At 69.6% G+C, this 13225-nt stretch carries 14 protein-coding genes; 3 read left to right on the forward strand and 11 right to left on the reverse strand.

What is annotated here, in order from left to right; translation table 11 throughout:
- Positions 1–147: 147 nt before the first annotated feature.
- Positions 148–1101, reverse strand: coding sequence for an alpha/beta hydrolase (locus ABZ016_RS32740; RefSeq protein ID WP_356920324.1), 954 nt, complete (start codon positions 1099–1101; stop codon positions 148–150).
- A gap of 55 nt (positions 1102–1156) precedes the next feature.
- Positions 1157–2173 carry a zinc-dependent alcohol dehydrogenase family protein gene (locus ABZ016_RS32745; protein WP_356920325.1) on the reverse strand — a complete coding sequence of 339 codons (1017 nt, stop codon included), beginning with the start codon at positions 2171–2173 and terminating at the stop codon, positions 1157–1159.
- 184 nt (positions 2174–2357) lie between these two features.
- Between ABZ016_RS32745 and ABZ016_RS32750 the strand changes: the two genes are divergently transcribed.
- Positions 2358–3227 (forward strand): helix-turn-helix transcriptional regulator, encoded by an 870-nt coding sequence (locus ABZ016_RS32750; RefSeq protein ID WP_356920326.1) that lies wholly within the window; start codon positions 2358–2360, stop codon positions 3225–3227.
- Positions 3228–3273: 46 nt separating this feature from the next.
- Here ABZ016_RS32750 and ABZ016_RS32755 read toward each other — a convergent pair whose 3' ends face one another.
- The 7 genes from ABZ016_RS32755 to ABZ016_RS32785 all read right to left on the reverse strand — a co-directional run bounded on the left by ABZ016_RS32755 (position 3274) and on the right by ABZ016_RS32785 (position 10328).
- A complete protein-coding gene (locus tag ABZ016_RS32755) occupies positions 3274–4011 on the reverse strand; it encodes an HAD-IA family hydrolase (protein ID WP_356920327.1) in 738 nt (245 codons plus the stop codon).
- A complete protein-coding gene (locus ABZ016_RS32760) occupies positions 4008–4817 on the reverse strand; it encodes a DeoR/GlpR family DNA-binding transcription regulator (RefSeq protein WP_356920328.1) in 810 nt (269 codons plus the stop codon). The genes ABZ016_RS32755 and ABZ016_RS32760 overlap by 4 nt, the downstream gene beginning before the upstream one ends.
- A 167-nt stretch (positions 4818–4984) precedes the next feature.
- Positions 4985–6019 (reverse strand): alcohol dehydrogenase catalytic domain-containing protein, encoded by a 1035-nt coding sequence (locus tag ABZ016_RS32765; protein ID WP_356762746.1) that lies wholly within the window; start codon positions 6017–6019, stop codon positions 4985–4987.
- A gap of 26 nt (positions 6020–6045) precedes the next feature.
- Complete coding sequence (locus tag ABZ016_RS32770; RefSeq protein WP_356920329.1) at positions 6046–7053, reverse strand: zinc-dependent alcohol dehydrogenase family protein; 1008 nt, start codon at positions 7051–7053, stop codon at positions 6046–6048.
- Positions 7050–7937: a carbohydrate ABC transporter permease gene (locus ABZ016_RS32775; protein ID WP_356920330.1), complete on the reverse strand. Its 888-nt coding sequence runs from the start codon at positions 7935–7937 to the stop codon at positions 7050–7052. Before ABZ016_RS32775 ends, ABZ016_RS32770 begins: the two co-directional genes overlap by 4 nt.
- A complete protein-coding gene (locus ABZ016_RS32780; RefSeq protein ID WP_356920331.1) occupies positions 7934–8896 on the reverse strand; it encodes a sugar ABC transporter permease in 963 nt (320 codons plus the stop codon). The genes ABZ016_RS32775 and ABZ016_RS32780 overlap by 4 nt, the downstream gene beginning before the upstream one ends.
- Before the next feature lie 79 nt (positions 8897–8975).
- Positions 8976–10328, reverse strand: a complete 1353-nt coding sequence (locus ABZ016_RS32785) for a sugar ABC transporter substrate-binding protein (protein ID WP_356920332.1) — start codon at positions 10326–10328, stop codon at positions 8976–8978.
- A gap of 101 nt (positions 10329–10429) precedes the next feature.
- On the opposite strand from ABZ016_RS32785, the gene ABZ016_RS32790 reads away from it, so the two are divergent.
- Positions 10430–11146, forward strand: a complete 717-nt coding sequence (locus ABZ016_RS32790) for a PfkB family carbohydrate kinase (RefSeq protein WP_356920333.1) — start codon at positions 10430–10432, stop codon at positions 11144–11146.
- A 69-nt stretch (positions 11147–11215) separates the two neighbouring features.
- The gene (locus ABZ016_RS32795) at positions 11216–11389 is read left to right on the forward strand and encodes a hypothetical protein (protein WP_356920334.1); all 174 of its coding nucleotides are present in this window, start codon (positions 11216–11218) and stop codon (positions 11387–11389) included.
- A gap of 58 nt (positions 11390–11447) precedes the next feature.
- On the opposite strand, the gene ABZ016_RS32800 is transcribed toward ABZ016_RS32795, so the two are convergent.
- Positions 11448–12965, reverse strand: coding sequence for an FGGY-family carbohydrate kinase (locus ABZ016_RS32800; RefSeq protein ID WP_356920335.1), 1518 nt, complete (start codon positions 12963–12965; stop codon positions 11448–11450).
- Between the two features lie 3 nt (positions 12966–12968).
- Entirely contained in the window at positions 12969–13097 is a 129-nt protein-coding gene (locus ABZ016_RS32805; RefSeq protein ID WP_356920336.1) for a hypothetical protein, read from the reverse strand.
- Positions 13098–13225 lie beyond the last annotated feature (128 nt).

Below are 13225 nucleotides of genomic sequence, written 5' to 3' on the forward strand. Positions count from 1 at the left end.
GTGTGAGGCGGTGGCTCCCACCCACATCCGCGCTGCCGGTGATGCGGCCCGCGGTGTGGGTGCGGGACGAGAGGGCGCCGAGGGCCGTTGCCAATGTGCGCCCGGCGCCGTCCGGCCCGGCCGTACGCGATGCGCGGCGGCGTGCGATCAGGCCAGGTTCTTGCTGAAGAACGTCTCCAGCTTGTCGAACGGGATCAGGTCCGTCCTGTCGTAAAGATCGACGTGGCCGGCGTTGGGGACGACGTGGAACTCCTTGGGCTCGGCCGCAAGTTCGTAGGCTTCCTCGCTGAAGTACCGCGAGTGGGCGTTCTCGCCGACGACGAACAGGATGGGCCGCGGCGAGATCCACTCGATCTTCGACAGCAGCGGAAAGTTCATCAACGACATGCCGCTCGTCAGCGTGAACTGGGTGATGGAGTTCGGGTGGTAGCCCCGAGGAGTGGAGTAGAACTCACCGAACTCCCGGCCGACCGGGTTGGTGTTCTCGTCGAACCCGATGGGCGCGCCGCGCGGGGTCAGGGCGGGGGCGTGGGCCTCGAAGTCCGCGTACCGCTGCTCGGCGATCGCGTCGAGCACGGCACCTCGCTCCTCCGAGGTGAGAGAGCCCTGCCAGCCCTCCGAGGCGATGCGGGCGATGTCGTACATGACGACCGTGGCAACCGCCCTGATGCGCCGGTCGACCTGGGCCGCGCTGAGCGCGAAGCCGCCGCTGCCGCACATACCGACGACGCCGATGCGGTCCCGGTTCACGAAGTCACGTGTGCCCAGGTAGTCGACGGCCGCATGGAAGTCCTCGGTGAAGACGTCGGCGGAGGAGACGTGTCGCGGATCGCCGCCGCTGTAGCCGTTGAAGGAGGGGTCGAAGGCGAGCGCCACGTAACCGCGCCGGGCCAGGTTCTGGGCGTAGATGCCCGGCCCCTGCTCCTTCACGCCGCCGTACGGTGGGCCGACGATGATCGCGGGGTGTTCCTGGGAGGCGTCGAGGTCCTTCGGCTGGTAGAGGTCTGCGGAGATGGTGATTCCGTACCTGTTCTCGTACGAGACCGGGTTCCGGGTGACGTTCTCGTCCAGGTCGAAGATGTAGTTGTCTGCCGCAGGCATTTCTTGTCTCATTTCTGTGGTGCTCGGCACGGGCATCCGGTCACCGGGCTGGTGATCAGGGCTTGAGCAGGGCCTTGATGGCGCGGCGTTCGTCCATCGCCTGGTAACCCTCGGCGACCTGGTCCAGGGGCAGGGCGAGGTCGAAGACCTTGCCCGGGTCGATGCGGCCGGTCAGCACGCGGTCGATCAGGTCGGGCAGGAAGCGGCGCACGGGAGCGGGGCCGCCGCGCAGGCCGACGTGGGAGAAGAAGAGTTCCTGGCCGTCGACGGCCACCTCGTGCGGGACGCCGACGAAGCCGACGTTGCCGCCAGGGCGGGTGGAATACAGAGCCTGTCGCATCGCATCCGCGGTGCCGACGCACTCCAGGACGCTGTCGGCGCCGATGCCGCCGGTGAGGTCCTTGACGCGGGCGATGCCTTCGTCGCCGCGCTCGGCCACGATGTCGGTGGCGCCGAACTCCAGGGCGAGCTTCTGGCGGGACGCGTGCCGGGACATCGCGATGATCCGCTCCGCACCCAGTTCCCTCGCGGCGATGACACCGCTCAGGCCGACCGCTCCGTCGCCGACCACCACGGCCGTCGAGCCGGGCTTCACCTCGGCGGCGAGGGCGGCGTACCAGCCGGTGCCCATCACGTCCGAGACGGCGAGCAGGCTCGGCACCATCTCGGCGTCCGGGTGCTCGTCCGTGGCGACCAGGGTGCCGTGGGCGTTGGGTATGCGCACGTACTCGGCCTGGCAGGTGCTCATGAACTCGCGGTTCAGACAGGAGGACTGCCAGCCGTTACGGCAGTTGGCGCAGGTGTTGTCCGAGGTGGCGAAGGAACCGACGACGAACTGGCCCGGCCTGACGTTGGTCACCTCGCTGCCGGTCTCCTCGACGATGCCTACGTACTCGTGCCCCATCGGGTGCGGGTCGCCGATGGGTTCCGCACCGCGGTAGGGCCACAGGTCCGAGCCGCACACACAGGTGGCGACCGTGCGGATCACCGCGTCGGTCGGCTCGATGATCTTCGGGTCGTCGAGGTTCTCGAAGCGCACGTCGCCGGGGGCGTGGATGACTGCTCCGCGCATGGGGTGCTTCCTTCAGTGCGGGGATCGGTGGACCGCAGCCGTGATGAGGAATACGACTGCTCACGGTCGAGCCTCACACGCGAGGGCAGGCGCGAAAAGCGGAGAAAATCATCCCGGGAAGGAAACATCCAGGGAGGAAATTCTCCCCCCTTACGCAGGTGCGATCGATGTCATCCTGGGAAGCATGACCGCCAACGTTCCCCTCAATGAGCTGGGAGAATTCCTCAAGAAGCGTCGCTCGAAGCTGAGCCCGCGCACGGTCGGTCTGCCCAAGACCGACAGGCCCCGCCGGGTGGAGGGACTGCGCCGCGAGGAGGTCGCGCAGCTGGCCAATATCAGCACCGACTACTACACCCGCCTGGAACAGGGCCGTATGCAGGCGTCGGCGCCCGTGCTGGACGTCCTCGCCCGGGTGCTCCTGCTGGACGACGACGAGCGGGGCTACCTCTTCCAGCTCGCCGGAAAGACCACCACCCGCACCCGGCGCCGCAGCAGGCAGAAGGTCCAGCCACAGCTGCAACGGGTCCTGGACGACCTCACCGCCACCCCCGCCGTCGTGCAGGGCCGACGCGGCGACATCCTCGCCTGGAACGCACTGGCCGCCGCCCTGGTCACCGACTTCTCCCGCATCCCGGAAAAGCACCGCAACTACCCGCGGATCCAGTTCACCGACCCGGCGATGCGCACCCTGTACGCAGACTGGGAGACTTCCGCGCAGATCTCCGTGGCCCAGCTGCGCATGGAGGCCGCGAAGTATCCGGAGGACCCGCGACTGATCGAGCTGGTCGGTGAACTGTCCCTGCGTGACAAGCAGTTCGCCCGCTGGTGGGGCGATCACCATGTCGCCGCCCGCACCGTGGGCACGAAGACTCTCAACCATCCGGTCGTCGGCGAACTCGTCCTGGACTGGGACACCCTCACCGCCAACACCGACCCCGACCAGCACCTCACCGTCTGGACCGCCGAGCCCGGCTCCCCCACCCACGAACGGCTGCGCATCCTGGCCTCCTGGGCCGCCGACCAGGACCTGCCGGCCTCTTCCCCTCTCACCTGACCGCGACGGTCCGCGCCATGAAGGTGGTTGGAAGGGGCTGTCGGGCTCAGATCACGAGCCGCTGCACGTCCATCAGGCCGCGCTCTCCCGTGCGGTGTTCCGCCGGCAAGATGTAGGTGCGCAGTCCGCAGGCGGCCGCGCCGCCGTCGCGGACCGGGTTGTCGCCGACCATCAGGGTGGCGCGGGGGTCGACGCCGAGGCCGGCGCAGGCTTTGAGGAACAGCTGTGGGTCAGGCTTTTCCCGGCCCTGCTCGTAGGAGATCACGCAGGTGTCGATCAAGGCGTCCAGCCCGTGGTGGGCGAGGTGGGTGCGCAGGTCCCAGGCGAAGTCGCTGACGATGCCGACGCGCATTCCGCGCTGGTGCAGGGCACGCAGGACCGGTTCGGTGTCGGGATAGGGAACCCAGGCGTCCGGAGCGGTGAGCTCCCGGTAGGCCGCCTCCTCCGCGCCGCGCAGGAAGTCCACCTGCTCCCACCATCCCCACACGGCGCGGCGGTGCCGTTCGGAAGAGAGATCACGGCCTTCCTGGAGGGCTACGACGCAGGGCAGCCGGAAGGCGGCGCGCAACTGCTCGGAGATCTTGGCCACCGCGCCGGGCTCGTCCAGCACGGCGAGGCGGCCGGCGGCGGAGCCGACCCGACGCAGCCACGTCTCCAGGTCGATCATCTGGAAGATGGTGTTGCTGAAGTCGAACAGGACGGCCTGGACCGGGGGCACCGGCGCTGCCATCTCGGCGTCGCTGGGGCGGTAGGCGCTCGGAGTTTCGAACAGGGTGCGGGTCACAGGGAAGGCTCTTCGGGTTCGACCGTCTCGACGGGGACTCCGAGGTCGCGTATCGCCGCGAGTTCCGCGTCGGGGGTGGCGGTGTCGGTGATGACGGTGTGGTAGTCGGCCACGGTGCCGTACGCGTACGTAGCGGTCTTGCCGAACTTCGAGTGGTCCACCAGGAGCAGCGCCTGATCGGCGGAGGCAAGCATCGCCAGCTTCACCTCGACGTAGTCGTTCAGGGGGTGGAAGAGGCGTCCTTCCAGGACGGCGGTGGCGGACATCAGGGCGAGATCGGCCCGGATTTGGGACAGGGCGCGGGTGACGGTGGGGCCGGTGCAGGAGTTGAAGTCGCCGCGGTAGTGGCCGCCCAGCAGGGTGACGTTCACCGCGGGGGCGGCGGATCCGAGGCGCTGCGCGAGGCCGACCGAGTTGGTGACGACGTGCAGCTGATCCACCTCCGCCAGCGCCGGGACCAGGGGAAACAGGGTGGTCGAGTCCTCCAGGAGCACGGTGCTGCCCGCTCCGATCCGGTCGGCGACGGCTGCGCAGAGCGCGTTCTTGGCCGCGAGGGCGCTGTTCTCCCGGAAACGGGTGGCCGTCTCCATGGTGAGCGCGGGGAACGCGACGGCCCGGCCGCGCTCCTTGCGCAGCAGATGCCGCCCGGCGAGGTCGTCCAGGTCCCGGTGCATCGTCATCAGACTGACGTCGAAGTGCCGGGCGAGGTCGTCGATGCGGGTCTCGCCATGGTCGGCGACGTACCGCAGCACGGCCTGGCGCCGCTCCTCGACGGCCGCCTGTGACGGTCGCGTACGGGCGGTCACGGCGCCCCTCCTTCCCAGTCGCTCCGGTGTCGCAGTTTCCCACACGGGCCGGTGCGGGGCGGGGTCCGTCCGGCTCGCGGCCCTCGGGCCGTCCGTGCGACGGCTGCTCCGTACGACGTGCGTGTCCGCGTCCATGTCCGCAATCCCTGTCTGCGTGGGGCCGTGGGCTACGGTCCGTCCACCGTGACCAGCACCTTGACCTGTTCGGGGTCGACGGATGCGGCGAACGCCTTGGCGGCGTCCTCCAGCGGGTAGGTGGCGGTGACGATCTCGGCGGTGTCGACGGCGCCGGACGAGATCAGGGACATCGCGGTGCGGTAGTCGTCGCCGGTGTACATCAGCGTGCCCTCGATGCGGATCTCCCGGTCCTGGACCAGGTCGAGGCGGACCGGGGTGGTGCCGGCGGCGCCGACGCCGACGACGATGATCGTGCCGCCCTTGGTGACCAGGTCGGTGGCCTGGGCGATGGACTGTTCGCGCGCCACGCAGTCGAAGACCACGTCGGCCGGTCCGCCGAGCGCCGCGTGGGCTTGGTCGGCGAGGTCGGTGGCGTCGGCGGGCAGGGCCGTGTCGGCTCCCAGACGCAGGGCGCGGTCCCTCTTGCCCGGCAGCAGGTCGGTGACGGCGATCCTCGCGGCACCGGCGTGCCGGGCGGCGGCGAGGACGAGCAGACCAATCGGCCCGGCTCCGAGCACGACGACCGTGCGTCCGGTGAGGTCACCTGCCTTCGCCACGGCGTGCACCGGGGTGGCCAGGGGTTCGACGAGGGCGGCCTCGATGTCGGTCATGCCGTCGGGAACGCGGTGGACGCGGTCGGCCGCGATGGTGAACAGGTCGGCCATGGCGCCGGGCGTCTGGCAGCCGAACACCTTCAACTCCTGGCAGATGTTGTAGCGGCCGGAGCGGCACTGGGGGCAGCGGCCGCAGTACAGGTTGGGCTCGATGATCACCCGGTCTCCGGGCGTGAAGTCCTCGGCTCCCTTCCCTGCCGCGGCGACTGCACCGACCGCCTCGTGGCCGGGGCGGTAGGGCAGGTCGATGAAGGGGTGGTGGCCGGCCGCCGCATGGGTGTCGGAGCCGCACACGCCGACGACGGTGGTACGCACCAGGAGTTCGTCGTCCCCGGGGACGGGGGCGGGCACCTCCTCGAGGGTGATGTCGTCGAGGGAGCGGACGAGAACGCGGCGGATCTGCTCGGTCATGTGGGGGTTCCGTTCGGTTCGGGCGTTCACGCGGTGGCGAGGCCGGGGTGGATCTGGATCTTGCGGCCGATGCCTGCCTGGAAGCGGGCGACTGCGTCCGGAAACGCCGCCAGGGGAAGGCGGTCACTGATGAAGACGCGCGGGTCGATGACACCGGTGGCGAAGAGGTCCGCGGCGCGTTCGAAGCTGTGCAGGACCGCCATGGAGCCGGTGATCGTGATCTCCTGGTTGTAGATCCGGTACGGCTCGATGGTGGCCCGGGTGGCGTAGTCGGCGACCCCGAACTGCAGGTACGTACCGCCTTTGCCCACCCGGCCGAGGGCGTCCTGGATGGCTTTCGCGTTCCCGGTGGCGTCGACGACCAGATCCCAGCCGTAGGGCGGCCGGTCGAGCTCGTCGGCGGACGCGGAAGCGGCGGTGCAGCCCAGTTGCCATGCCGTGGCCAGGCGTTCGGCGTTGATGTCGACGACGTCGACGCTCGCGGCGCCGGTGGCTTTGGCGAGCCGGAGCATCATCAGGCCCATGGTTCCGGCGCCGTAGACGAGCACGCGGGAGGCGAGTCGGCTGCGCAGGACGTCGTAGCCGCGCACCGCGCAGGACAGCGGCTCGATCAGGGCCGCGTCCTGGGCGTCCACGTGGTCGGGCAGTCGTACGCAGTTGGCGGCGGGCGCCACGGCGTACTCGGCGGCGGTGCCCGGGTGGGTGACACCGATGGCGGCCCAGCGTTCGCAGAGGTTGTTGTGTCCGAGGCGGCAGTAGTGGCACGCGAAGCAGTACAGCGACGGGTCCACGGCGACCTGGTCGCCGAGCGCGAGTTCGGTGACCTCGCTGCCGAGGGCCACGACCTCGCCGGCGAACTCGTGGCCGGGGATGATGGGCAGTTTCGGGGCGAACTCCCCCTGGAGGATGTGCAGATCTGTGCCGCACAGCCCGGTGGCCGCGACCTCGACGACGACCTCGCGCGGGCCGGGAGCGGGGTCATCGACCGTGGCGATCTCGACGCTGCCGGGCTGGGTGATGACGGCTGCCTTCACTTGACGGCTCCCAGGGAGAGGCCGCGGACCAGCTTGTCCTGGGCGGCGAAACCGGCGATGAGGACGGGCAGCGAGACCAAGGTGGCCGCCGCGCACAGCCGGGCGAGGAACAGGCCCTCGTTGGTGATGAAGCCGACCAGGAACACCGGCGCGGTGGACGCCTGCGTGGCGGTGAGGTTCACGGCGAACATGAACTCGTTCCAGCTGAAGATGAAGCAGATCAGCGAGGTGGCGGCGAGTCCGGGCATGGCGACGGGTGCGACGACCCGCCACAGGACGGTGAGCAGGCCCGCGCCGTCGACTTCGGCCGCTTCCAGGATCTCCTTGGGGACCTCGGCGAGGAAGGAGCGCATCATCCATACCGCGATCGGCAGGTTCATGGCGGTGTAGAGGATGACCAGCGTCCACACGTTGTCCAGCATCCCGGCGTCCTTGACGATCAGGTACACCGGCAGCAGGGCGGCGATGGCCGGGAGGAACTTGGTGGACAGGAAGAAGAACATCACGTCGGTCCACTTCTCGACCGGCTTGATGGACAGGGCGTAGGCCGCCGGTACCGCCAGGGCGAGGACCAGGATCGTGGAAAGGATGCTGGCCATGGCCGAGTTGAGGAGGAAGGGGGTGATGTCCCGGCTGAAGAGGAGTTTGTACTGGTCGAAGGTGACGGCGGCGAAGGGGGTGGGCGGATTGGTGGCCGCGTCGGCCTCCTGGTGGAAGGAGGTGAGGGCCATCCAGGCCACCGGCGCGAAGAACGCCAGGGTGGCGAGCCAGGCGACGAAGGTCCACAGGGGAGAGAGCCGGGGCTCACCGCCCCGGCCCTCCCTACGGAAGAGCTTTGTGAACTTCGCCCCGGGCGCGGCGACTGCTGCGTGAGCGGTGGTCATCGGGATACCTCCTCGCGGAACAGCGACGCGATGGTGCGCAGCGCGAAGGTCGCGATCACGAACGCGCCGAGGACGACGACGACACCGGCGGCGGCTGCCTCGCCGTACTCGTACTTGCGGAACATGGTCAGGTAGATCTCGTAGGGCAGGTTGGTGGTCTGGGAACCGGGCCCGCCCTGGGTGATGGTGAAGACCGCGTCGAAGGTCTGCACGACGTAGATCGTGCCGAGCAGGACGCCCAGCTCGATGTACTGGCGCAGGTGCGGCAGCGTGATGTGGCGGAAGGTCTGCAGCGCGGAGGCGCCGTCCATGCGGGCCGCCTCCAGGACGTCACCGGGCTGCGCCTGCAGGCCGGCCAGGAGGATCAGCATCATGAACGGGGTCCACTGCCAGACCAGCGACACCACGACGGCGGGCATCGGGTAGGAGGAGATCCAGTCGACCGTGGGGCCGTTGTCCGCGCCGAACAACCGGTAGACGGCGCTGAGGGTGCCGTTGAGCAGTCCGTAGTCGGGGTTGTAGATGGCGTGCTTCCACAGCAGCGCCGCCGCGACCGGCATGACCAGGAACGGGGCGATGAGCAGCGTGCGCGCCAGCCCGCGGCCGGCGAAGCGGCGGTCGAGGAGCATCGCCAGACCGAGTCCGAGGATCACACTGATGATCACCACCGACGCGGTGAGCACGACGGTGTTGAGCACGGCCGTGCGCAGCCGCTCGTCGGTGAAGACGAACGAGAAGTTGGACAGACCGACGAAGTGCCGGTCGCCCGGCTTGAGGATGTTCCACTGGAACGTGGAGATGATCAACGTGGCCACGAAGGGCAGCTGCGTGACGACGATGGTGAAGATAAGCGCCGGCAGTAGCGGGACGCGGCGCTTCCACTTGGCCGCCGCGCCCGAGGACTTCCGGGGACGGGCGGGCGGGGGTGCTGTCTTGGGGGGTGCGGCGAGCGTGGTCATGAAGGGTTCCTCTGCCGGTGAAGGCCGGGGGCGGGGAAGCGGCGCCCGGCCGACGCCGAGGCCGGCCGGGCACTGAAGGTCACTTCTGGTAGTTCTTGGCGACTTCCTCGGCCAGCTTCTGGCCGTCGTTGAGCGCCTTGTCCACGCTGGTCTTGCCGGCGATGGCGGCGGAGATCTCCTGGGTGACCTTGGTGCCCAGGTCCTGGAACTCGGGGATGGCCACGTACTGGATGCCCACGGTCGGCCTCGGCTGGACACCGGGGTGGGCCGGGTCGGCCTGCTCGATGGACTTCAGGGTGATGTCACCGAACGAACCGGCGGCCTTCTTGTACTGCGGGATGTCGTAGGTGCTGGCCCGCTTGCCGGCCGGAACGCGCGCCCAGCCGAGCTTCTCGCCGACGAGGTTCTCGTACTTCTTGCTGGAGGCCCACAGCATGAACTTCGAGGCGGCGTCGGCATTCTTCGTGGTCTTGGGCATGGCCCACGACCAGGCCCACAGCCAGCCGCTGCTGTCCGTCTTGACGGTCGGTGCGTAGGCGTAGCCGACGTTGCCGGCGATCTTGCTGGAGGCGGGGTCCTCCAGCGATCCGGCCGCGCTGGTCGCGTCGTACCACATCGCGACCTTCTTCTGGCTCAGCGCGTTCAGGCACTCGGTGAACCCGGCCTGCGGGGCGCCGGCCTCACCGTGCTTGCGGACCAGGTCGACGTAGAACTTCGTGGCCTCCTTGAAGCCGCCGGTGTTGACCTGCGCCTTCCAGTCCTTGGTGAACCAGGTGCCGCCGAAGGTGTTGACCATGGACGTCAGCGGCGCACCCAACTCGCCCCAGCCGGCCAGGCCGCGCAGGCAGATGCCCTTCATGCCGGGCTCGGCGCCGTCGACCTTGGCCGCGATGTCGGCGATCTGCTGCCAGGTCGGCCGTTCGGGCACCGTGATGCCCTTCGCCTTCATGACGTCCTTGTTGTACATGAGCATGGAGGACTCGCCGTAGAACGGCAGGGCGTAGAGCTTGCCGTCCGAGCCGGTGAGCGACTGGACCATCGGCTTGAGCAGGTCGGCCTTGTCGAAGCCCTTGTCCTTGTCGGCGTAGGAGCCCAGGTCGTGCAGCCAGCCGTTCTTCTCCCAGATGGGCACCTCGTAGGCGCCGATGGTGGCGACGTCGTACTGGCCGGCCTGGGTGGCGATGTCCTGGGTGACCTTGTCGCGCAGTTCGTTCTCGGGGAGGACCGTGAAGTTGACCTTGATCCCGGTGTCCTTGGTGAAGTTGTCCTTGGTCAGCTTCGCGATGTCCTCCATCTGCGGGTTGCCGACCATCAGGACGTTGATGCTCTTCCCTCCACCCGAGGCCCCGCCGGCTCCGGCCCCGGAACAGGCTGTGGCGAGCAGGGCGGTGGCGGCGGCGCCGGCTATGAGGGCGTATCTGGTCGATGCCATGTGACGGGAGGCCTCTCGTGCAGGTTCGCCGGGACCTCGACTGAGGCACGGCGGGTCAAGCAGGGGTGTGGATGCGTCCTTGCGGAGTCGGGCGCGTTTCGATGGCCGAATTATTAGCAGGAGACTGCGCCGTTGTTAACACATCTTGCGAGAAATTCTCTTCAGATTTATCGTCAAGCGGTGGCAGCAGACCGGAAGCCGCAGACCAGCCTGCGGTCGTCGTCGCCGGAGACGCGCTGGTGGACCTCACCACCGCCCGCACGGCCGACGGTGCCGCGGCGTTCCAGCCACGCCCGGGCGGCTCGTGCCTCAACATCGCCGCCGGTCTCGGCCGACTCCGAGTCCCCACGGCACTGCTCGCGCGCATCTCCGACGACCACTTCGGCGATCTCCTGCGCGCGCACCTCGCAGCCCCCGGCACCCGGCTCACCCATGCGCTGCCCGCCTCCAACCCCACCACTCTCGCCGCCGTGCATCTGCGCGAGGACGGGTCGGCCGCCTACCCCTTCCACGCGAACGGCACCGCCGACCGCGGCCTGCGCGCTGAACACCTCGCCGCTCTCCCGGACGGCGGCACGCTGCCCGCGGGGACGGCCCTGCACGTCGGGTCGCCGGGTCTGCTGCTCGAACCCCTGGCCTCCACGCTCGACGGACTGATTCGCCAGGAGGCGGGCCGGCGGCTGGTGTCCCTCGACCCGAACGTGCGGCCGGGCCTGATCACCGACCGCGCCGCCTGTCTCCGGCGGCTCGCCGAGTGGTGGCGCTCGCCGACTGGTGAAGGCGAGCAACGAGGACCTGGCCTGGCTCCATCCCGGTGAGTCGTATGAGGGGGTGGCCGAACGCTGGCTCGCGACACTGTCGGAGCGGGCGATGCCTTCACCGCCGCAGTGCTCGCCCATCTGCACCGCACCGGCCGACTCAGCCGCGAAGGCGTCGACCACCTTGGCGCCGGCGAGCTTGCCCGGCTGCTGTCGTACGTCGTGGAGATCGCTGCCGACACCCGCACCCGCGCCGGTGTCCAGCCGCCGTACCGCTACGACGGCGTGACGACCCCCGTGTAGAGGCAGTGGCCATCCCTGGATGCCCGTCGCTCCCTCATGTCGCCGGCTCGCCCGGCGCTCACTCCGGAGCCTCGCGCGCGTCCAGGCGAGCCCAGACCGGTCCGAGAGCCTCCAACGCCTCTCGGTACACCGCATACGCCTCGTCGAGCACGGCGACCCGGTCGGGGCGGGGTTCGTGGCGCCTGAGTACGTGGGGGGTGGCGCGCGGGTCCGTCACGTCGTCGAGCAGTCCGACGGCTGTGGCGGCGAGCAGCGCAGCTCCCCGGGCAGCACTCTCCTGCACGTCGGTCACCACGACCGGCCGCCGTAGGGCGTCGGCGAACATCTGGCTCCATACCGCACTGTGTGCGGCCCCGCCGGTCAGCCGGGCCGCAGCCCCGGTGATCGGCAGCTTCGAGCGGAGCGCGTCGACATGCCAGCGGTGGTTGAGGACCACGCCTTCCATCAGGGCCCGCAGCAGGTGGCCGCGGCCGTGCCAGCCGCGCAGTCCGAGGAACGTCCCGGACGCGGGATGTGGGTGCGGGGAGCCGTAGACGAACGGGTGGAACAGCACCTCCGACGGACCGTCCAGGCATGCCTCGACCTCGCGGCCGATCGCCTCATGGACGCCGTACCGCTGGTCGGTCGGTGCACCGGTGACCCGCAGGAACCATTCCAGGTTCGCCACCGACGCGGGTGAGGTGGACATGGTCATCCATTGGCCCGGGCGGACGAAGTGACGGACCTGCCAGCGCGGATCGACGACCGGACGCTCGCTGACCACCTGGTTGATGCTGAACGACCCGGCGATCAGGCACAGTTCGCCCGGCGTCGTGCCGCCGATCCCGAGCGCGGCGGCATCGACGTCATGGGCACCCGTGACAACGGGCGTGCCGGCGGTGAGCCCGGTGAGCGCCGCGGCCTCACGGGTGACGGTTCCGCTCACCGCGTCGCAGGGCAGCACGGGCGGCAGCAGGCGGGCGAGCGCGCCGAGGCCGTACAGGTCGAGCAGCTCTGGCGAGTATCCGCCGCGGCGCATGTCGGTGAACGAGGCACTGGCGTCCGTGGGATCGGTGGCCACCGCGCCTGTCAGTCTCAGGCGCAGCCAGTCCTTGCAGGACAGAAGCCACCGGGCCTGCCGAAGCACTCCCGCCTCGTGACGGGCGAGCCAGGCCAGCAGGGCGGCCGGGGAACCAGCGAACGGCACCGTGCCCGACACCTCCAGGGCGCGCGACCAGACCGGAGTGCCCCGCCACTCCCCCAGCATGGGTTCGGCGCGCGTGTCCATCGCCACGATCCCGGCGCGCACCGGCCGGGCGAACTCGTCGACGGCGTACAGGCCGTCGCCGTGCCCGGCCAGTCCCACCGCGGCGACGGCTCGCCCCGCGTCCGGTCCCACCTCGGCGAGACAGGCGGCGATGGCCTGGAACGCGGTCCGCCACACCTCGTCCATATCCCTCTCCACCCAATAAGGTCGAGGGGTCTTCAGGGGCACTGTGCCGCTGCCGCGCGCCACCGCTCGGCCGGTGGCGTCGAACAACACGGCCTTGGTCACGGTATGGCCCGCGTCGACACCGAGTACCAGTTCACGTGCCACAGCTCACACCCGCCCCAGGCCGCAGGCAGCGTCCATCGCGGCGCACCGGCCGGTCGCCACGAGTCCGGCGACGAGCCGCGCCGAACGCAGCATCCCGGTCGCGCCGGAGCCCTTCGGCTGCCGCTCAGTCAACGCCGCGCCCCGGTCCGAAACGGGCCGCACACTCTGCCACGGGGTCGACGTACCCGGCGGGGACCGTCGACCACCGATGACCGGAACGCACACCGGGGTCTCCTCCCGTGCCGAAGACACCATCCACC

It is taken from the genome of Streptomyces sp. NPDC006372 (assembly GCF_040612515.1).
Classification (GTDB): domain Bacteria; phylum Actinomycetota; class Actinomycetes; order Streptomycetales; family Streptomycetaceae; genus Streptomyces.